This is a genomic window from Gardnerella sp. DNF00038 (assembly GCF_049262855.1).
Taxonomy (GTDB): Bacteria; Actinomycetota; Actinomycetes; order Actinomycetales; family Bifidobacteriaceae; genus Bifidobacterium; species Bifidobacterium vaginale.
The window spans coordinates 1,030,831-1,051,822 of sequence record NZ_CP058407.1 but is presented as its reverse complement, the minus strand read 5'-3'; the positions used below and the strand labels follow the sequence as shown (position 1 = coordinate 1,051,822).

Here is a 20,992-nt window from a genome sequence, read left to right as displayed (position 1 = left end):
AGTTCTAAAGGTGACTTATGGTTTCTAATAATAATTTAGATAATTTAGGTAATTTAGATAGTTTAGATAATTCTGGTAAATCTGATAATCCAGATAATGCTTGCGACTTGCGCGCGCAAAGCGAACAGAATTCACCTTGGAAAGACACTTATTACAGCGGCGCCGTAATGATGCGCGGACCAATGATTCCTAAGGAAAGCACAACTGAAACGCTATTGCAACACGATTTGCCTAACGGCGATTTGCAAGATAATCATGCGTGGCAAGGACTTGACCCTTGGCGAGTTCTTAGAATACAAGCCGAATTTATTGATGGCTTCGACGCTTTAGCAAAACTTGGATTAGCTGTTAGCGTGTTTGGCTCTGCACGAATAAAGCCAGATGCGCCAGAATACAGTAGCGCTCGCATAATGGGCAAAGAGCTTGTAAAACGCGGTTTTGCTGTGATTACGGGCGGCGGACCTGGAATTATGGAAGCGGCAAATCGCGGAGCGGCAGAAGCTGGCGGAACAAGCGTGGGGTTAGGAATCGAATTGCCTCACGAGCAGGGCCTAAATCAGTGGGTGAATCTTGGAATGCAATTTCGTTACTTTTTTGTTCGCAAAACAATGTTCCTAAAATATTCTTCGGGAATTATTGTGTGCCCAGGCGGTTTTGGCACAATGGACGAGCTTTTTGAGTCGCTTACGCTTGTTCAAACGCATAAGGTTTCTAAAATTCCTGTTGTTCTTTTCGGCAGCGAATATTGGAAAGGCCTTATGAATTGGATTGAAACTACAGTTAAAGAAAGAGGACTTATATCGTCTTTTGACCCTAATTTGCTTGCGATTACAGACGACCCTCTAGAAGCTGTGCGAATCGCTAGCGGAGACAAGTTTATTAATTAGTTTTGGCTAGTTTTGGCTAGTTTTCCTTCATTTTTCGCTCATTTATAAGCGTTGTAAGTTGCCAAATTTCTTCTCCAACGTCGATTCCGCGTGGGCATTGCCTGGAGCATGCTCGCACAGATTGGCACGCGCTTATGCCGTCGCTAGAATCCGCCAAGTCTAATCTTCGATTAGTGGCGTTATCTCTAGAATCGTTAATAAATCGCGCAGCATTTACAAGTGCTGCAGGTCCAATAAACGCTTCTCCGCCTGCATAGACTGGGCAAATTCCTTCACACACTCCGCACATTATGCAATTGCTTAAAAGCTCAAACTTTGCAAGCTGCTCTGGGTGTTGCAAAAACTCAATAATCGCAAGCTTTCCGCTGCTGTTTCTTGTTTGAACATCTTGCGCTTGCAAATATGGCTCGAGTCTTTTAAGCTGTGCAATCATTGGGGAAAGATCGCAAATAAGATCTCTTTGAATAGGAAAGCCTGAAAGTGGCGCAATCTCAATAATGCCAAAGCTTCCATTTTGGATTAAAGAAAGAGTTTCTTTAGATTGCACTTGCAGATTGTGATTTTCTGCGGATGTGGTTGATGTTGCGGTTGTCGCTGTTGTCGCTGTTGCGGTTGCTTGCGATTTTACGCTACCAGTTTTTCTAAAACCGCTTGATCTAACACCTTGAGTTTGCGTATTTTGCCTAGCGTTTTGGGCGATTGTAGCTGTGCAAAGCAAAGTAGGCATGCCGTTTACATTTGCAGCATCCGATCCGCAAACGCCGTGACCGCAAGAGTATCTAAATGCCAAAGTGGGGTCTAGTGTGCGTTTAATTTTAAGCAAGCAGTCTAAAATCGTGTCGTTTTTGCGCGCGCGAATCGTATAATCTTGAATCCAATGTTTTCCGCTTAATGGTTTAGCTTGTAAATCGCCAGAATTTTGCGTTGAAAATGGGCTACTTTTGCGCTTTTTTGCAAAAGGGCTTTCTCTGTGCCTTCTAACTAAACCAGGGGAGTTAGTGGAGGCGATTGGTGCTGAATCGGTGGCTGAATCGGTGGCTGAATCGCCAGCAACCGCGGGGTCGCAAGTAACCGACGAATCGCAAGAATCGTCATTTGGCGTAAAACGAGATACGCGAAAAGTCACAAAAGCTTCATCGCTTGTAGTGCAATCTTGGTTAATGGAATGCGCAAAGTTGCGTCTAAAATCGTCAACCATTTGCGCATACCTCCAATTCGTATAATTCTAGTTTGCCATAATACTTGCACAGAAATACTTGAGTAGAAATACTTGAGCGAAAATGCAGAAGTAGAAATACTTGAGCGAATCACAGAAGTAGCGAAAATGTTGGCTGCGCCTAACGTTAGGCTTAAATTATGACAGATGCTTTGTTTTTGCTGGATACAAATAAAGACGATGCGCCCGTTCTTGCAAACGGGATTGAAGAAGGGTGGACTCTTAGTTTGCCTCAACACGTTAAAAGGCATGCAATAAGCGCAATGCGACTTTCGGATGGAGATTCGCTAGACCTTTCGGACGGCAAAGGAGTGCGAATTCACGCAACGATTACAGACAGCGAAAACGGCTTAGTTACAGTAGATTCGTTCATAAAAGAGCCAGCGCCAACAATCCGATTAGCGCTTATTCAGGCTCTCGCAAAAACGGGTCACGACGAGCAAGCAATAGACATGGCTACGCAAATTGGTGTAGACGAAGTAATTCCTTGGTGCGCAAATAGGTCGATTTCAAAATGGAAGCCAGGGCGCACAGATAAGCGTTGGAATCAGGTGCTTGAGGCTGCAACGGAGCAATCGCGCAGAGCGTGGATGCCAGAACTTTTAGAACCAGTAACAAGCAAGCAGATTCTAGCGATTTGTAGGCGTGCATGCGTTTACGGAAGTCTTGTAGTCGTTTTGCATCAAGACGCAACGGATTCTTTTAGTCAAATCGAAAACTACGTAAACGACTTAACGGAAAAATGCTTAAAAGACGGCAAAACGCGCACTGTTTACGTAATTGTGGGGCCAGAAGGAGGAATTAGCGAAGAAGAAGTTCAAAGTTTTATAGACGCTGGAGCTAAAAGTTGCGTTTTAGGAAGCAATATTTTACGCGCATCTACAGCAGGGCCAGTATGCTTATCGTTGCTTTCTAGAGCACTTGGCAGGTATGAATAGTAAGCAATCTTTGAGAGCAATTTTTGAGAGCTTTGTGCGTGTTTTGTGTAAAATAATAAATGGTGTTCGGCAATAAGAATTGCAACAAGAATTGCAATAAGAATTATTGAAAAGTGGGCAAAATAATGGATAAAGCATGCAAAACATACAAAACTGACGACGATTGCATTTTTTGCAAGATAATTGATGGGCAAATCCCAAGCAGCAAAGTGTATGAAGACGATGAAGTAGTGGCTTTTAAAGATATTAATCCGCAAGCCAAGGTGCATGTTTTGATTGTTCCGCGCAATCATTACAAGAATGTTGCAGATCTTGCTCAAAATGATTCTGATGTTTTGGCTCATATTGCATGCGTTGCGCAAAAAATTGCAAACGACTTTTATAATGGCGATTATCGCCTTGTTTTCAACACTGGTTTGGGAGCTGGTCAAACCGTGTTCCATGTTCACGCTCATGTTTTAACAGGCGAAAAACTTGAAGAAGGTAGTTTATAAATCGTGGCAAATAGTACAACGCGTATTGTTCAAATTCCAAGCGAATTAAGCCCAGTTGCTGTTTTGGGAGCAGCAGATTCAAACTTAAGAGAGTTGGAGAAAGCTTTTCCAAGCATAGATATTTCCGTTCACGCGGATTGTGTGAAAATCGTATCTAGAAGCGCAAGAAGTGAAGAAGACGCTTGCAAAGCCGAACACGCGTTGCGCAAAATAGTTGATTGCGCTTACGAAGCTCCTGTTGATTCTTATGCTGTAAAACGCATGTTAGAAAGAGATGTGCTTAAAGGTAGCGAGCATAATGTGCGAATCGATAGGATTGGGCACAATGGCGGAGTTTTAGACGGAGTGTTTAGCGGATTAAAGTCTTTTGGTAATGGAACTAAATCTGGCTTTGGCGCTGGTTCAATCGAAAGCGATTTTGCGCGCGGTTCTGCCGATTTAATGCCATCTAGTGAAGATGCTAAAAGGCGCGCAATGAGCAGAAAAGCGCGAATGGCTAAAGGTGTTATAACGTTTGCAGGAGGAAATCCTGTTCGCGCAAAAACAGCTGGTCAAACGGCTTATGTGCAAGCAATGGAATCAAATACTGTAACGTTTGGAATTGGGCCTGCTGGTACTGGAAAAACGTATTTAGCGGTTGCTAAGGCTGTTAGAGCTTTAGAAGATGGGCGAGTGCGAAGAATAGTGTTGACGCGCCCTGCTGTAGAAGCTGGGGAAAATCTTGGATTCTTGCCTGGAACGCTAAACGACAAAGTAGACCCATATTTAAGGCCGCTTTACGACGCGCTTTCCGACATGTTGGGAGCGCCGCAACTTAAGCGATACATGGACGAGAACGTTGTGGAAGTGGCTCCGCTTGCATACATGAGAGGTCGCACGCTTAATGACGCTTTTGTTATTTTAGACGAAGCGCAAAATGCTACTGTTCAGCAGCTTAAGATGTTTTTGACGCGTCTTGGATTTAACACCACAATGGTGATTACAGGAGATAGAACGCAAGTTGATTTAGCGGTTCCCAAATCTGGATTAGCTTCGATTGAGAACGTGCTGAAAGACGTTAAAAGCATTGCGTTTGTTCACTTAAATGCGCAAGACGTTGTTAGGGCCGAGCTTGTTGGGCGAATCGTAGAAGCGTATGAAGCGTGGGAAAATCGCGAGGCTGATTTTAGGCGCGAGAAGGCTAAAAATAGGAAAAGTCTTGAGTCGCAAGCAGCCAACGAATCGCAAAATCTTGAGAGGAATAGCAAGTAATCATGAGTGTTGAAGTGATGAACGAAACCGTTTGGCAAATCGACCCAAAAATATTCTCCGACCTTGGAATGTGGGTTTTGCAACAAATGCGAGTAAGCGTTCAATCCGATTTGTCGATTACTTTTGTGGACCCAGAGCCAATCGCTAGTCTTCATGAAAAGTGGATGGACTTAGAAGGTCCTACAGACGTTATGAGTTTTCCAATGGACGAGCTGACTCCTGGAAGCGACGACAAAGTTAGTGAAGGAATGCTTGGAGACCTTGTGATTTGCCCATGGGTAGCATCTCAACAAGCGGCAGCGGCAGGGCATAGCACAATGGAAGAGATGCTATTGCTCACGATTCACGGAATGTTGCATTTGCTTGGCTACGATCACACTACGCCTCAAGAAGAAAAGCAGATGTTCGGCTTGCAAAGACAGCTTTTGCTAACGTTCTTTGCAGCTAGATCTGGCGAACTTTACGACGCCACTTTGCCAGATGGTGCCGTAAATGAGCTGGAAGAATACGAGAAAAATCATGCTAAATAACATTACAATTCCGCCGATTCCCGATTTACCTGCGCATATGTGGGCTTGCTTGGGTGCGATTGCAATAGTCGCAGTTTTGCTTGTGTGGCTTTCGCTTGCAATGGCGGCGGCGGAAGGAGCTGTGCCAAGAGTTACAAGGTCTAGTCTTAATAATCTTATGATTGAAGAGCAAACAAACGATAGCGAAAGTCAAATCGTTCGCTTGAGGAAGCTTGCTAGAATACGCAGAGCAAAAAAGCTTATAGCAGATAGATATGCTACTAGCGGAGCGTGTGCGTTTGTGCGAATCGTGTGTAACGTGCTAGATGGTGTGGCTTTTTCTGCAATCGCGGCGACTCTTGGCGCGCCTCTTTGGTTAACGTTATTAATCGGACTAATAGTGGCAATGATTGTTGCAATTGTTTCCATTCTTGTGCGACCAAGGTCAGTGGGTGCAGCTCAGCCAGTGTTTAAGCTAATGCGCTTGTCTAGAATAGTTTCGATTGCTGTTTTTATGAATCCTTTTGCAAAAATCGCAAGCCGTGGAGATTCGCAAAATCAAAGCCAAAATCATAAGAAAAATGTTGCGCTTTCCGACGACGAAGAGTTGGAAAATATTCAATTAGACCAAGCTAAAGCGAGTATTGATAGGCTCGTGGAAGCAAACGATTTTGACCCAGAAGTTTCGGAAATGATGCGCAATGTGCTTACGCTTTCCGACACGTTGACGCGAGAAATCATGGTTCCGCGAACCGATATGATTTGCGTTAAAAACGATGAGACGCTGGAAAATTTCCTAAAATTATGCTCAAGATCCGGATTTTCTCGCGTGCCTATAATTGGCGAGTCGGTTGACGATTTGGAAGGAATCGCGTATTTAAAGGATGCTGTGCGCGCAACCGTGTTTAATCCAGCGGCATCTTCGCGCGCGGTTTCTACGATTAGTAGAAGTCCAATGCTTGTTCCAGAGTCCAAGCCAGTGGATGATTTATTCCACGAAATGCAGCGAATCCGCCAACACGTTGCCGTTGTTGTAGACGAATATGGTGGAATTGCAGGGCTTGTGACGATTGAAGACGCGATTGAACAAATTGTTGGAGAGCTAGAAGACGAGCACGACCGCACTCAGCACGCGGATCCGCAAGAGGTGAGTAAGGGTGTGTGGAAAATGCCTGCGCGCACGCCAATCGCCGATTTGGAAGATATTTTTGAAGTTCATATAGACGAAGACGATGTAGACACTGTGTTTGGGTTGCTTACCAAGTTGCTTGGAAACGTGCCGATTGTTGGGTCTAGTGCTGTGACGCGAGGTCTTAAACTAACCGCTGTTGATTCTGCTGGGCGGCGCAAGAAAGTCTCCACGATTCTTGTTGAGCGAGATATTCAAGGGCTTAAAGATATTCAAGGTCTCAAAGAAGAAGACGATAGTGGAAAGAGCGGCGGAAAGAGTGATAGCAAGACTGATGGGAAAAACGATGGAAAGACTGATGGAAAAAATGGCGATAAAGATAGTGGCAAAGACAGTGGATCGTCGCAAGTTGCTGGCGATAAATAGTGTTGAATTATGAATGATATGAAAGATGTTAATGATATGAGTGACGATATGGACGATATGGACGATATGGACGATATGAATGACGAAATGTTTGCTAATTTAGATCCTTCCCTAAAAGCTAGCGTAGAAGCGCCCGATTTTAACGGCTATAAATCGGGATTTGTTGCGGTAGTAGGCAGACCAAACGTTGGAAAATCAACGCTTATGAACGCGTTAATTGGAACGCAAATCGCAATCGCGTCTTCTCGCCCAGAGACAACGCGAAAGGCGATTCGCGGAATCTTAACAACTCCAAACGCGCAAATGGTGTTAGTTGATACGCCAGGAATCCACAGACCGCGCACTTTGTTAGGTCAGCGTTTGAACGATATTGTAGACGAGTCTCTTGCAGATGTGGATGCGATTGCTTTCTTGCTTCCAGCAGATCAGGAGATTGGGCCGGGAGATAGAAGAATCTTAAGCCGACTTCGCTCCGACTTTGCTAAAAAAGACGCGTCTGGAAACTGGGTGTGGAAGGTTCCGCTTATTGGAATCGTCACAAAAATTTATTCTATAAGCCGCGATGAGTTGGTGTCTCATTTGATTGAGATTCAACAGTTTGCTGATTTTACAGATATTGTGCCAGTTAGCGCGCTAGAACGCGACAATGTTGACGAAGTGAAGAAGGTTTTGATTGATAATCTTCCAGAAGGTCCAAAGATGTATCCAGACGATCAGCTTAGTGAGGAAAGCCCTTCAAGCATGATTGCGGAGCTGATTCGTGGGGCTTTTCTTGAGGAGCTTGACGACGAGTTGCCACATTCGCTTGCGGTTGTTGTAGATGACATTGTGCGCCCAGGCGATGGGGGTGATGCGCAATATGACGATAATAAAACGCATGTGATTGTGTCGGTGTATGTTGAGCGCGATTCGCAAAAGCCGATTATTATTGGGCGCGGTGCGGAGCATCTTGTGCGTGTTAAGAAGCGTTTGCGCACTGCTGTGAATCGTATTACGGGCGCTAAGGCTGTGCTCGATTTGCATGTAAAGGTTGCAAAGGGGTGGCAGAGCGACCCTAAGAAGCTTGAGCGCTTGGGTTTCTAGCGCGACGACCTGCCTTTTCGCTTAGAGCGTAGCGCGAAAAGGCAATTCGGAGCGCTGAGCTTGCTTAAGGTTGAAAGCACGGTGTGCTTTCAACGCAAGCGAAGACGTTCGCACGGCTAATCCGTGCGAACGAGGACCTGCCTTGTAGTGTGTTTGTACCTAAAATACGGCGTGTCGTCATACAAACGCACTACATGAAGCGTCGTTTTTTCCGCATTTTGTTGCTGATTTTCGTGTGTAGAGCTACAAAAAGCGGGATCGTGTGTAGATACAAAAAACCGCGGAAGACTAGTCAGTTATAAGACCAGTCAACCGCGGTTTTGGGCGATTTGCGAGTTACGCTTTAGGCGCTACTTCTTGCGAATCGTGTACATTTGCGCGTTGAGCAATGCAGAATACTTCTTAATAACGCGCGGGCGAATAATCTTCATAGAAGCCGTCATTAAGCCGTTTTCTTGAGTAAACTCTTCTGGCAGAATAATGAACTTTCGCACAGATTCCGCGCGCGATACGCCCTCGTTTGCAATATCCACAAACTTTTGGACTTCCGCACGCACAACCGCGTTATTTACGGCGTCTTCCATGCTCATAGTCTCGTCCAAACCCTTGGTTTTAAGCCAATTGCGTAAAATCTCCTCGTCTAAAGTCACAAGAGCAGATATGAATGGCCTCTTATCTCCAAGAACAAGAGCTTGAGACACAAGCTCGCAACGCTTAATCACTTCTTCAATAGGACCAGGAGCCACATTCTTGCCGCCAGCAGTAATGATCAAGTCCTTCTTGCGACCAGTAATGTAAAGCATGCCATCGTCGTCAATTCTGCCCAAATCGCCAGTAGCATACCATCCGTCTTCTGTAAACGAAGTTTCGGTCGCCTCTTCATTCTTGTGATACTTCTTAAACACGCAAGTGCCCTTAATTTGCACTTCGCCATCTTTAGCAATTCGCAAAGTGAAAGCTGGGAAAGCAATGCCAACAGAGCCTTCACGGAATGGAACGCCAATAGGAGTAAACGCGCACGGGGCAGTGGTTTCTGTAAGACCATAGCCCTCGTAAACTGGCACGCCTGCGCCGCGGAAGAACGCTAGCAGCTCTGGATCCAGTGGTGCACCGCCAGCAACAATCCAGCGCGCACGCCCACCAAGCGCTTGGCGAATCGGGCGGTAAACCAGTGGATCGTAAGCAGCGCGGCGAGCCTTTGTTAGCGCCTTAGCATCTCCAGAATCCTGAACTTCCTTCATGTATTGCTGAGCCGTAACAACAGCCCCCTGGAAAGCAAGTCCCTTAGCACCATGACCTGCCTTTTGCGAAGCTGCGTTATACACTTTTTCGAGCACGCGCGGAACAACAATCATAACAGTTGGTTTTGCGACTTGAAGGTCGGATATAAGCGTTGTAATGCCTTGCGCAATGTAGATTCTAAGCGTGCTCGCCACAACAATATAGTTGATTGCGCGCGCAAACGAATGGGCTTGAGGTAAGAATAGAAGCACAGAACCGTTAGGCTCGCTAAGCAAGTCCGGCAAGTAAGTTGGCAAGTTTAACGCGGTTGTGCAGTAATGCTCATGCGTCATTTCCACGCCTTTTGGCGCAGCTGTAGATCCAGAAGTGTACACAATAGAGCACAAGTCGGTTTTTTTAACCGAGTCAATTCGCTCGTCTAGTTCTTCATCGCTAACGGAGTATTCAAAGGCTTGTAGTTCCGCCAATCCGCCTGTTTCTATGCAAATAATGCGCTCAAGGCTCGGGCATTCTTCAATAGCTCCTTCTGCATTGTCTTTCATTTCAGTTGTGCCAACAATCAAAAAGCGCGAATCGGAGTTATTTACAATGTTGCGAATTTGCTCAGCGGAGTCCGTGTCGTAAATTGTAGCCAGAACGCCTCCGCAAGCCATAACCGCAGCGTCAACAACATCCCACTCATACGAGGTTTTGCACATTAACGCAACAGCGTCGCCTTTGCGCAATCCATAGTGAATCAAGCCTTTTGCGGCTTTTCTAACTTCTGTAAGGAACTGGTTGGCTGTTTTTGTAACCCATTCATCGTTTTCTTTGTATGTGTAAAGTGGATCATCTCCCATTCTTGCTGCCCTGTCTGCATACAAGTCGTAGATGCTTGTGCCTTCGTCTAATGGCGGATTTCCGTCCGTTTTTGTGGTTAGCAAGCCAGTTTGTGGGTCTAGGAAAGTGGTGGTTTGTAGTTGAGAACCCCATTCGTCTACTCGTGGAAGATACTGATTTTGCTGAAGCAGATTATTCTGTTTATTCTGTGATCCGTCTTGCTGATCTTGTGGAATAGAATAGTCTGGTTCTCCTGCGATGTCGTCGCTTACTGGGTGCGCGAAGTTGCTGCCAATTTGCAAAGCCTTACGAGCAAGATTGAAAGCTTGCTGCTGGAGTGTATTTAGGACGGACACATCTGCTCCTTAATTTTGCTAAATGCTTAAATTTGCTAATTTATTTTGGTTAAATCAGCTTGTTTCGAGCACATATTTGTTATGCGCCTTTGACTATATATACATGATAATCGTTGGTGTGATTCAAGTCACCTTTTGGTGTTGGATTTGACTTTAGACTTTATCTGTCTAAGTGTTTTTATAGACTAGATAAGTTGCTTTGGCGAGGGAATAACACTGCGATACTTGCGATAGGCGCTTTGCGATTCGTTGGTTGCTTGCGATTGTTGTGTAAGTTCCGTTATCGACTGGGCTGATAGCCAACTTATGGTGGTTTTCGGCGCGTCGGTGCGCCTGAAGCTGGATTTAAATAAGATTATCCGCATAATCCAGACCATAAGGAGACCGATATGGCTACAAAGATTACACTTGAAGGCGAAGTTCGCAATGAATTCGGTAAGGGCGTTGCTCGCCGTTTGCGTGTTGCCAATTTGATTCCAGCCAGCATTTACGCTGGTGGTGCTGAGCCTGTACACGTGACTCTTCCAATGAGGGAGACTACTCTTTCTCTTCGTCACGCAAACGCTTTGTTCACTATTAAGTTCGGCAATGAGTCACGAATCGCAGTTGTTAAGGACGTTCAGCGCAACCCTGTTAAGCGCATCGTTGAGCACATTGACTTCTACGAAGTTAAGGCTGGCGAAAAGATTGACGTTGAGGTGCCAGTGTTTGTTGAAGGCACTCCAAAGGGTGCTGCTGTTGCATTCGTAGACGTTCAGGAGCTTAAGGTTCGCGCAGACGTTGCCAACTTGCCAGAGCGCTTGGTGGTTAATGTTGACGGCTTGACCGATGGCACCAAGGTGTTTGCTAAAGATGTTAAGCTTCCTGAGGGCGTTGTGCTCGACATGGATGGCGAAGAGTCTGTTGTTAGCGTTACTGTTCCAGAAGATGCTGCTACAGAAGAGACAGCTGCCGCTCCTGCTGCCGATGCTGCCGCTCCTGCTGCAGAAGCTCCTGCAGCCGAGTAAGGTTTTGCTTAGGATTTTCTAAGATTTTATAAGCCGCGCATAGTCAAGATTTTCTTGGTTTGCGCGGTTTTTTTTTTGAAAAATCGAGAATCTCTACCAAGCATGGTATTTCACTTAGTACAAGAAACACCAAAAACACAGAAATTGCAATGCTTATGGGGGGGGGTATCCATAGCTTGTGCTTAAATAATAAAGGTTAAGTATTTTTTTGGAGTGCACTGGTTGCTAAACATTGCCGTATGTTGTGTATTTTGATTGTTAAATACTAAACGTGCATGTTGATTCTATGTACTAGATGTAACGGAGTTTGGGAGTCGAATTGGCTAGAACTAAAAATAGTGGTAGTGACGTTTTAAGCATTAAATCTGCTAAGCATAAGAGTGTTTCTGGCGACGCTAAGAACGCTAATAACGTTAAGAGCGCTAAGAAAAATGCTAAGGCTGCTAAGCGTTCTTCCTCGTCTACTGCTACTAGTGCTTCTAGTCATCGCCTTGGCGTTGCAGCTGTAGCTTTAGCGTCTACATTGTCTATGGTGTTGCCTGGCGCAGCGGCTTTAGCTAGGACTTCTTTTAACCCTGATTCTTTTGATCCGTCTTATGTAAATAGTGTTGCTAAGACTTCTGGCAAAGGTGCTGGGAATGGTAATGGCAAGGGCGATGGCAAGGGCGATGGAAACGGCTTATATAAGCATGGATTGCTTAACACGGGTGCTACTTTTGATCGTACTACGCGTCAGATGGTTGGTTCTGCTAAAGAGTATTCAGTTAAAAATACTGATTCTAATTCTATAGCTGAAGGCGCTGAGAATCAGGAAACGGTTGCTGGCGATTCTTCCGTAGGTGTTAAGGATTATGGCGAATATTTTGTTACAAATGGCGATTCGTCTTCGACTTCAAATCGTTCTTTTGATACTAATAATTTTGAGGATAGATCTGCTACTAATAGTGCCGATAATAGTGCTACTAAGACTGCGACTAAGAGTGAGCAAGGTACAGCAAGTTCTGAGATTACAAAACCTGTAAAATCTGCGAAGAAGTCTGATGCAAAGCATACTAATGCTGAGCAAACCAATCCAGCTGAAACTGGTAAAGTCGCGGAGAAGCCAAAGTCGAACGCGTCTGTACATGCACATAAAACGACTGAAAAGCCAACTGCTGCAAAACCTAAAGTTGAAAATTCTGTAAAGCCAGCAGATACAAAGGCTTCATACACAAAGCCGGCTGCGACAAATCCTGATGCTGTAAAGCCGGATGCTGCTCCTGCAGCGAAGCAATCTGCACAACCAGAAACTTCACAGCCTGCAAGTGCAAAGACTGTTGCGAAGACGGAACCAGAGGCAAAGGCTGAACCAAATCAGAATACAGCGCAGACTGAACACGCTGAAAATCAGCAGCCTGCTATAGAGCAGAATACAAACGCACAACCTTCAAGCACTCACGAAGAAAATGCGAATACAGTAAATGATGCAAATAAGCCAAAAGTGCGTTCTCGTAGGAGTGTTGATGAAAGTGCAAACGGTTCTAACAAGGGGAGTAGTGTAACTCCTGCAAGTAATGCGCCTGAAACTCCGTCTGCTTCTGCACCTTCAGCAGGTACAGAATCTAGCGCTGGTGCTGGAAATACAGCGAGCCCAAGTGCAGAAGGCAATGGCAATGCTCAAGGGGGGCAAGGTGCGCAAGGGCAAAGTGCAGAAAATCCAACTGCACAAGGCACTGCACAAGGTTCGCATGATAATGCGCAAGGTGCAGTTACAGGTACAGACGTCACTGGCAAAGATAAAAGCGCTACGCCTTCAGCTTCTGACACAACGCCTTCACCTGCTTCACCTGCTTCTACACCGACCGCTGGCACACAGAACACTGGCACAACAACTAATAACGCAGCAACTGATCCAAACAGCCAGGTAATTAAGCCGAATACAGATAATCCAGAGGCGAAGAGCACAGAGCAAGCCAACGAACAGGTACAAACCGACAAAAAGCCAAAAGCTACATACAATTTGCAAATTCGCTATACGATTGGTGGCGCTGCGAATAAGCAGCTTGTGCAGCCGTACGAGCTTACGATTGACAAAGCCGGCTTCGATAATCTTGGCAAAGATGGCAAGTACGAATATATTGAGCTTCCAAAGTCTGCTGGATACCGCCCATCTGTATATCATTCAGGCACATACCAGTACTACATTAAAAACGATAAAAACGAGTTCGTTATTGACGACGGTACGAATGCGGACGCTGTTCGCTACTTGCGTCTAGACAAAAATCTTATTAAAGAATACGCTGTAAAGAAAAGGCAGGCTGTTGGGGGAAATAACGTCGCTCAAGCTCCGCAAACCTCATCATCTCAAACAACTACAAATCCGCAATCTTCATCCTCTACGCAGATGCCAGCAGAAGACGGCATTCAGTACTACGGCGAGTTGAACATCAACTACGCTCCTAAAACAGCTAAGTACTATGTGCGTCACTTGGTGCAAGATCTCGATAATAAGGATAAGTTTATCGATGCTCCTAATTTGGGTATAGGTAAAGTAATTACTGTAACGCATAAGGATGGCACTACTGAGAAAATACACGTTACAGAGATTACTGGCATAGTTGGCTCGGATGTAACAGCTGTTTCAACGTACATCCCAGGCTACGAACCGGAGCATAATCTTATTAGCTCGCCGCTTTCGGATTCTGAAGATGAAAAAGACAAGCTAGTTTTGAACCTTCGCTACTACCGTAAAGCGTATGAAGTTACGTACGATTCTGATGGCGGCACGGATGTTACTGCTCAAAAAGTGTATTACCAGCAAGATGTGCCACAAGTTACGAACCCAACTAGGCGCGGTTACACTTTTAAAGGATGGTCTTTAGTAGATCCTAGCAAAGAGAGTGATCCGCTTTATGCTGAGAATACTATTGTTTCTCTTGATGACTACAAGATGCCGGATCACAATGTGCAATTCCGCGCTAATTGGGAAGCGAACAATACTACTAGCTACCGCGTGAACGTGTGGGTGCAAAAAGCGGATTTAGTTGACAAAGATAATCCAAATTCGCTTAAAAACTACGACTTTGTTGGTCTTGTTGAGCGCAAGAATGTGAAGACAGATAGCGACGTTGCGCTTGATAAAATGGATGATGCCGGCGTTATTAAGGACGCTAATGCTCTTAATGGAACAAGCGCGGATGATTATGTAAGTGCCCCAGAGCTTGGCTTAACTAAAGAAGAGCTGCAGGGAAAAGATTCTGACCATAAGACTGGCTTAATTTCAAAGTTCAACTGGATGAACGATACGCCTGTAACAAGCTTAGATGGGTACAATACCGCGAATCCTGGTGCCGCTGAAAATAAAGGCAAGGATTTATTTACGCGCTACTTCCATGTGAATAAGGAGCTTACTAAAAAGCTTAATACTGAGCAACATGATTTTGTGCCGGGTCGCCCAGATTTAGGCAAACGTAGTAAATCGCAGCTTTGCGCTGACGACTTAAACAACACTCTTAACTTAGTTTACGACCGCAATACTTACGAGCTTATTTTTGCTAAGCCTGCTGGTATAAAAAATGATAGCTTAAACAATGCTGCTATAAAAAGAAAAGACGAAAACGGCAAAACAACTATTTATTGCTATGCTGGCGGCGGCGATTGTTCAACGGAGTATGATAATAATAACGAAGATGATAATGGCAATGTAATTAACCATAAAGGTTACCGCGTAAATGTTCGTTACGGTCAAAAGCTTACTGATATTTGGCCTGATATAAATGAATTAGATTTTAATAAAGAAGATATAGGCTCTTTAGGATGGCAGCTTGGATATTCAGGGAAAGTAGAGTATCGTGACACTCCTCCGTATCGTTTTACTATAAAAGAATTTGCTGACCCTAGTTTGCGTGTTGCTCTTAAGAATGGTGCTGGAACAGTGCCTAAAATTAGCGATGACCCTTCGAATCCTAGTGCACACCAATACGAGTTGAAAGATAATCAGCGTCTGCTTACAGCTGATAGCAGTAGTAACAGTGCGCCTATACAGGTGATTATTAGGAAGCAAAGTATAGCGTCTGCTAAAAACGGTGGCGATGATATAGGCGACAATGATTATGAGCTTTCAACTGATTCATATAGCAAAGATGATACTGACAATTCGGGTTATTTATATACAGCTCCATCTATTGCAGGTTTTAATCCTGCTAATGGTTATGATAAGACAAAAGTTGGTGATTCGTTAGATTCATTCGACTTTGAAGATAATCGGGAAGAGTGGTATAACGAATCTCATGGTCATGGGAATTGGGATGATTTAAGTGATGGTGAGAAGAATGCTTTTGCTAAAAAGTATCATTTAGCATTTCGAAAGTATAGGGGCGTTCCAGTAGATGAACAAGAAGATTATTCTGGTGATGCAACTGAATTTGAAACTAACAAACTACTTGAATTTAGGTACAACCGCAAGTCGTACGATGTGCAGTTTTATAATGCGGACGGCAAGGCTATAAAGGACGGCAATGGCTCTGCTAAAGAGAGCCTGCCGTTCGAGTATAGCTTGACTAAGCGCGGCAAAAAAGATTTGACGGGCGAAGACAAAGATTTATACGGAAACGATACGTCTTACGATGCTTCTGTAACTAAAGACGATGCCGGTAATACGTCTAAGCAGTTCGACGGCAAGTATACTTTCACGCTTAATAACAAGACTTACTCCATCGTTCGCCCTGCTGATTTGCCAGAAGACTATGTGTTTAAAGGCTGGGCTGTTGATCAGGCTGGTACTCAGTTTATAAATGGCGAAAACAAAGATATTACAATGCCAGTCAACGGCATTAAGCTTTACGCTGCCTGGGGTAAGCCAACTAATATTAAGCACACTGTGACGCTTGACTACCATATGCCTGGAACTGACGAAAACGGCAATACTATCCAAGATGTAGTTAAGAAAAAAGAGTTCGCTCGCTACAATGTTATTGACGAAAAGAATGATATAAAGGTTCCAACGCGTAAGGGCTACGACTTCTACGGTTGGGAAATTACTAAGAACGGCAAAACTTTGCCGTACGCTTTTGGCAATAAAGTAGTAGAAGATATAAAGCTTGATGCAGTGTGGGTTAGGGATACTCGCTACAACGGTACTTTTAAGCACATATTCTTAAAGCCAGGGTACACGTTTGCTGACTATAAGAAAGAGGGTCTTTCAGACGCAGAAAAAGCCGCGATGGTGGATCACATTTCTACTCAAACGGTTTCAGGTTTGCGCGAGCATTTGCGCTACAATGCTGAAGCAGTCTACAGTGACGAAACGCACTTCCCGGATAAGCATTTCACTAGCTTTGAAGCCTCGAGTGATGAGAAGCAGAATACTGGCGAGTTTATTTACCAAACGTACAATACGCGCAAGTATAAGGTAAAGTATATTGATCAAAACGGCAAGGAGCTTCTTCCAGAAAGCGAAGTCAGCTCTGTAAATAGAAACTATGACGTAGCATTCTATAAGCCGATTGAAGGATTTATGCCGGAAACTACGCAGAAGAATATTATTTATACTACTGATAGCGAAGGTAAGCAGACTAACGGTATCCCTACAATCACCTTCAAGTATAAAGACGTTCGCGTGCTTAAGCGTCAGGACGATAATCAGTATCGCCCAACCAACTACACGCGCTACGTGTTTAAAGTGGATGATAAGCAAGGCTCTATGGGCAGCGTTGTTGACTGGCAGAACAAGGATGTAGCTGACGGCTCTGCTCTTGTGTACGATGCGATTAAGGGCACGAAGGCATACCAGATGCCACTTCCAACAGTGAAAGCAAAGCAAGGCTATGAGTTTGATGGCTGGACTTCGCAAATTGGTTCGTATGATGCTGGCTCTACGAAGCTTCAGTATGCTGATGGCGTAAGTCGCTTGCCGATTCGCTCCGAAGAGCAGAACAGTCCTGAGGTAATTTACACTGCTAAATTCAAGCTAAAAGCTCCTGTTGCTGCAGCTCCGCAAGTGCTTAAGCCAACTGAGAATATTAGTATTGCAAATAGTGATGATGCTAAGAAGCTTATAACGAATGCTGGTGATTATCCAGATGGTGCTAAGTTCAGCTTTGCTGATGGTGAAAAGTTTGACAACACTCCAGGCTTGCACAAGATTAAAGTGCAAGTGAAGCTTGGTGATAACAGTGCTGAAGCTGAAGTGCTGTACCGCGTGCTGCCAGATTTGGTGTACGCAAGCGATTGGGATAAGTTCAAAGCTACCGACTACGGCAAAGCTCATATTGACGAGTATGCACCGATTACTTTTACCGGAAAGAATGATGAAGGCACTATTGTTGGTCACGATGGAGATAATGCTAATCATCCTGCTGGCGGAGAAACTACTCTTACTGCGTACGTTTATAAGGGTAAGGAAGTTAGAATCCGCGTGCCGCAAGCCTTCGGTAAGGATCACGGTCAAGATAATTACTACTATGTGTTCAAGGGCTGGGCAACTAAGGTTGTAGAACCGACTGCTGAGAATCCAAATCCAGAGCAGAAGTACGATATCGATCCTGAAGGTCGTTATAAAGATGTTACTGTTGACGATAATTCTGGCAAAACTTACACCGCTGTTTACAAGAAGATTGAATACTTCTCTAGCACTTCTGACGGTGGTGAAGTTCCTAAGGATGCTGTAGTTGCAATCTTCAAGCCTGCTCCAGGGCGATTGTGGAAAGATGGCACAAGCGGCCCTAAAGTGTTCTACGTAAAGAAGGGCACTGATCTTGAGAAGATTACAAAAGAAGGAAGTGGCGCATTAGCTTGGCTTAATAATCAGCTAACTGGCGCTAAGGGAACTTGGTCTCGAAGCAGCATGCTTAACGACGGTAAGAAGGTTGATTCAATTCCAAATGTCGCTGACTCTACTGACAAGTGGAAAGTCAATGAACCATTCCAAGAGTTCGTGGCAGATCAAACCCCTTGGACAGAACCAACAGTGCAGACTGATTACTTGGTCGCTGTGCAAGATAAGCCTGACACGCTTCCAAAGTTAACCGATTTTATAACTAATATGCCTCAACTCAAAGCAGATGCTGCTACGAATAATGGCGTAGAAGACATAAAAGTCGAATATGATTTACCAACTGAAGCTGAACAAAATACATTAAAGCAGAAGATGCTTAAGAAACCTGCTTTGTACACTGTTCCTTTGAAAGTTACAGTTAAGTATAAGGATGCAGCAGATTACAAGACTTATAGACTTGTAGGACGCTTAAAGGTGATTTACCAGTTGATGTACGATAAGAGCCTACCGAAACCAGATAGTACTCAGCCTTCACATCAGCCTGGCGATACTAATCCTCTTACGGGTGTTGCTGCAGAGCGTGATCTTGTTCTCAATAAGGATAAGTATGTTAAGGTCAACTTTATAAATGCCAATCAAGTTGATCATAAAGATCAGGGCAGCCTTGATAAAGATACTACTAAGCTGTACTACGTTCTTAAAGACGATGTTACGGGCGTAAAAGCTCCGCAAGCTGTTGGCAAGGATTATGACGCTGATGGATACCATTACGTGTTCAAAGGCTGGAGGAAGCTTGAGAATTTTGTTGATAATGATAATTCTGATGCTCGTTCGCGTGCAAGAAGAAGCTTAGCAAATCAACCTGAAATTCCTGTCACTACTTTGATGGTAAGTGAACCAGCATCTGCAACTAGCGTTGATGTGCAAAACGCGAATGGTGAAAAGTTGTTAACGAATGATGAGATTCGCAAATTAAAGTACTCTGAAAATACTACATACCAAGCAGTGTATGAAAAGGTGATGAACATCATCGACGCGAAGAGTAATGAGAAAATTCCAGATAACTACGTGCCGTATGTGTTCTTACCAGCTTTCGGAAGGAAGTGGGATGATGGCTCATACAAACCGAAAGTTATCTACTTTAAGTCCGATAGTACTACATATGAAAATGACGTTAATAATAAAACTAATGAGTTAAAGCAACAGCTTAAGGGCTTTAGCAAGTGGGAAGTTTATGATGCAGGCAACAAACCTGTTCCGTTAACTGACACAAATAAGAATAGACAAATTCGCGTATATGTTGCAAATCAGATTGCTGATATGCCTGTGAATGTATCTCAGTTTGTTAAGAGTGTTGGAGACGAAGTTCCTGCTCCTGATGAGCTTGTGTCTGGTGTTGATCCTAATAACCTAGAGATTGCGGGCATGCATGGTGCGGGTGTAGCTTATTCTTCCGGTGCCAATTCCGTTCGTATTGCAAAGCCGGGCATTACTACTGTTAGAGTGAGGGTTGAAACATCTGATCCAAATAAGAAGGGTGCAAAGATAGTACGTTATGAAAATGTACCTATTCAAGTGCTTCCGAATGTGATTGCAGAGAGAGATTTACCTTCAAGTAACAGTCAAGCAGGAAAGTTTATTTTAGAAAACTACACAAAGGTAACGTATGTAGCTGGCAATGGCGGAACTATGCAGTCACGAGTACATACATACTGGGTGCGTAAAGATAGAATATCTGAAATAAATAATTATATTCCAGACGTTCTTGCTAACAAAGGTTACATATTCAAGAATTGGGATGAAGTATCTTACTCTAAACATATTGATACCATCTATAACAGTGCTGATAACCACAAATCAACTGATATTGAGCGTGAAACATTAGCTAAGATTGCTGAACGCTATGGCATGTCGTTTACAGCTAATGTAATCCGCAAATCTAAGAATTCTACATTTGCGGCTATAAAGAATATTCTTGCTGAAGCTATAAATAACGAGAATATGAGTTATGAAGCAAGTCGTAATAGATTGGCTATTGTTGCTGAAACATTAGGAAAGTCATATACGGCAAAAATAATTCGTAATTCACAACACTCAACTATTGAAGCTTTGAAGAATTTACTTGTACAAGCTGGTATTACTGACGCTGATATTGCAATGGTATTCCCAGAAAGCGAAACCATTATTACTGCAAACTTCGAGAAGATGGCTCCTATGAAGTTTAAGTTTAGTGGTTCTGCTCGCGAGGGTATTCTAACGAACTTCAGATTGCAAAACATGACTGAAGGAGATGTTAATAACACAACGGTTACAGTAGATGGCAAGACATTAACTATTAACGAGTTAGTTGCTCAAGGCTTGACTTCTGTAAACGGCATTAACGCAAATTGCGCTGGTACTGAATGCAAGATTTCTGGCACGCCTAAGATTGTTGACGGCAAGCCGAAAGTTGAGCTAACGTTTACTACTACCGATAAGTATGGTCGCGAAGCGGAAATTACTGTTGAAATTGATGTGATTTCTGAGAGCAAACCTGTTCCAACGCCTGTGCCGCCAGCTCCTGCACCAGCTCCGTCGAAGCCAGAAGAAGAGCCAAGACAAGAAGAATATCCGATGCCAGAATCATATCCGTATATTCTAATGCCTGAAGCTCCTTCGTCTGAAGTCGTACCTGAACAGGCTACGGAACCGAAGCAAAAAACAGAGCCAGAAGCTGTGAAGGATACTGCAAAACAGCCGTCAGAAGCTCTGCCTCAAACGGGTAGTGACGTTACACAGTCCGCGTTAATCGCCAGCTTGTTAGCGTCTGTTGGTTTAGCTGGATTTGCTGCTAAGCATCGCAGACGTAAGAACGAAGATAACGAAAGTTGATTTGTTGAGT

General features: G+C 44.1%; 11 protein-coding genes. 9 read left to right on the top strand and 2 right to left on the bottom strand.

Annotation, left to right across the window (positions count from 1 at the left end; translation table 11 throughout):
• Window positions 1-17 precede the first annotated feature (17 nt).
• On the top strand, window positions 18-887 hold the full coding sequence (locus HXT19_RS04095) for a TIGR00730 family Rossman fold protein (protein WP_014554523.1): 870 nt from the start codon (window positions 18-20) through the stop codon (window positions 885-887).
• A 16-nt stretch (window positions 888-903) separates the two neighbouring features.
• Here the strand turns inward: HXT19_RS04095 and HXT19_RS04090 are convergent, their stop codons facing one another.
• Window positions 904-2,085, bottom strand: a complete 1,182-nt coding sequence (locus HXT19_RS04090; protein ID WP_101887937.1) for a succinate dehydrogenase/fumarate reductase iron-sulfur subunit — start codon at window positions 2,083-2,085, stop codon at window positions 904-906.
• Window positions 2,086-2,243: 158 nt separating this feature from the next.
• On the opposite strand from HXT19_RS04090, the gene HXT19_RS04085 reads away from it, so the two are divergent.
• The 6 genes from HXT19_RS04085 to era all read left to right on the top strand — a co-directional run bounded on the left by HXT19_RS04085 (window position 2,244) and on the right by era (window position 7,933).
• Window positions 2,244-3,041, top strand: a complete 798-nt coding sequence (locus HXT19_RS04085; protein WP_101887938.1) for a 16S rRNA (uracil(1498)-N(3))-methyltransferase — start codon at window positions 2,244-2,246, stop codon at window positions 3,039-3,041.
• Between the two features lie 125 nt (window positions 3,042-3,166).
• Window positions 3,167-3,535 carry a histidine triad nucleotide-binding protein gene (locus HXT19_RS04080; RefSeq protein ID WP_004114864.1) on the top strand — a complete coding sequence of 123 codons (369 nt, stop codon included), beginning with the start codon at window positions 3,167-3,169 and terminating at the stop codon, window positions 3,533-3,535.
• A 3-nt stretch (window positions 3,536-3,538) separates the two neighbouring features.
• Entirely contained in the window at window positions 3,539-4,786 is a 1,248-nt protein-coding gene (locus HXT19_RS04075; RefSeq protein ID WP_101887939.1) for a PhoH family protein, read from the top strand.
• Between the two features lie 2 nt (window positions 4,787-4,788).
• Window positions 4,789-5,316 carry an rRNA maturation RNase YbeY gene (gene ybeY, locus HXT19_RS04070; protein ID WP_004124548.1) on the top strand — a complete coding sequence of 176 codons (528 nt, stop codon included), beginning with the start codon at window positions 4,789-4,791 and terminating at the stop codon, window positions 5,314-5,316.
• Entirely contained in the window at window positions 5,306-6,850 is a 1,545-nt protein-coding gene (locus tag HXT19_RS04065; RefSeq protein ID WP_101887940.1) for a hemolysin family protein, read from the top strand. Before ybeY ends, HXT19_RS04065 begins: the two co-directional genes overlap by 11 nt.
• 9 nt (window positions 6,851-6,859) lie before the next feature.
• A complete protein-coding gene (gene era / locus HXT19_RS04060) occupies window positions 6,860-7,933 on the top strand; it encodes a GTPase Era (protein ID WP_101887941.1) in 1,074 nt (357 codons plus the stop codon).
• 350 nt (window positions 7,934-8,283) lie between these two features.
• Here era and HXT19_RS04055 read toward each other — a convergent pair whose 3' ends face one another.
• On the bottom strand, window positions 8,284-10,350 hold the full coding sequence (locus HXT19_RS04055; RefSeq protein ID WP_020760211.1) for an AMP-dependent synthetase/ligase: 2,067 nt from the start codon (window positions 10,348-10,350) through the stop codon (window positions 8,284-8,286).
• 389 nt (window positions 10,351-10,739) lie between these two features.
• On the opposite strand from HXT19_RS04055, the gene HXT19_RS04050 reads away from it, so the two are divergent.
• Entirely contained in the window at window positions 10,740-11,357 is a 618-nt protein-coding gene (locus HXT19_RS04050) for a 50S ribosomal protein L25/general stress protein Ctc (RefSeq protein ID WP_004114880.1), read from the top strand.
• Window positions 11,358-11,676: 319 nt separating this feature from the next.
• Window positions 11,677-20,982: an InlB B-repeat-containing protein gene (locus HXT19_RS04045; protein ID WP_422119630.1), complete on the top strand. Its 9,306-nt coding sequence runs from the start codon at window positions 11,677-11,679 to the stop codon at window positions 20,980-20,982.
• Window positions 20,983-20,992: the final 10 nt, after the last annotated feature.

What these genes read in the sequence shown, in the direction of transcription:
- HXT19_RS04095 (WP_014554523.1), top strand. Translation starts at nt 18, where the DNA reads ATGGTTTCTAATAATAATTTAGATAATTTAGGTAATTTAGATAGTTTA.
- HXT19_RS04090 (WP_101887937.1), bottom strand. Translation starts at nt 2,085, where the DNA reads ATGGTTGACGATTTTAGACGCAACTTTGCGCATTCCATTAACCAAGAT.
- HXT19_RS04085 (WP_101887938.1), top strand. Translation starts at nt 2,244, where the DNA reads ATGACAGATGCTTTGTTTTTGCTGGATACAAATAAAGACGATGCGCCC.
- HXT19_RS04080 (WP_004114864.1), top strand. Translation starts at nt 3,167, where the DNA reads ATGGATAAAGCATGCAAAACATACAAAACTGACGACGATTGCATTTTT.
- ybeY (WP_004124548.1), top strand. Translation starts at nt 4,789, where the DNA reads ATGAGTGTTGAAGTGATGAACGAAACCGTTTGGCAAATCGACCCAAAA.
- HXT19_RS04065 (WP_101887940.1), top strand. Translation starts at nt 5,306, where the DNA reads ATGCTAAATAACATTACAATTCCGCCGATTCCCGATTTACCTGCGCAT.
- era (WP_101887941.1), top strand. Translation starts at nt 6,860, where the DNA reads ATGAATGATATGAAAGATGTTAATGATATGAGTGACGATATGGACGAT.
- HXT19_RS04050 (WP_004114880.1), top strand. Translation starts at nt 10,740, where the DNA reads ATGGCTACAAAGATTACACTTGAAGGCGAAGTTCGCAATGAATTCGGT.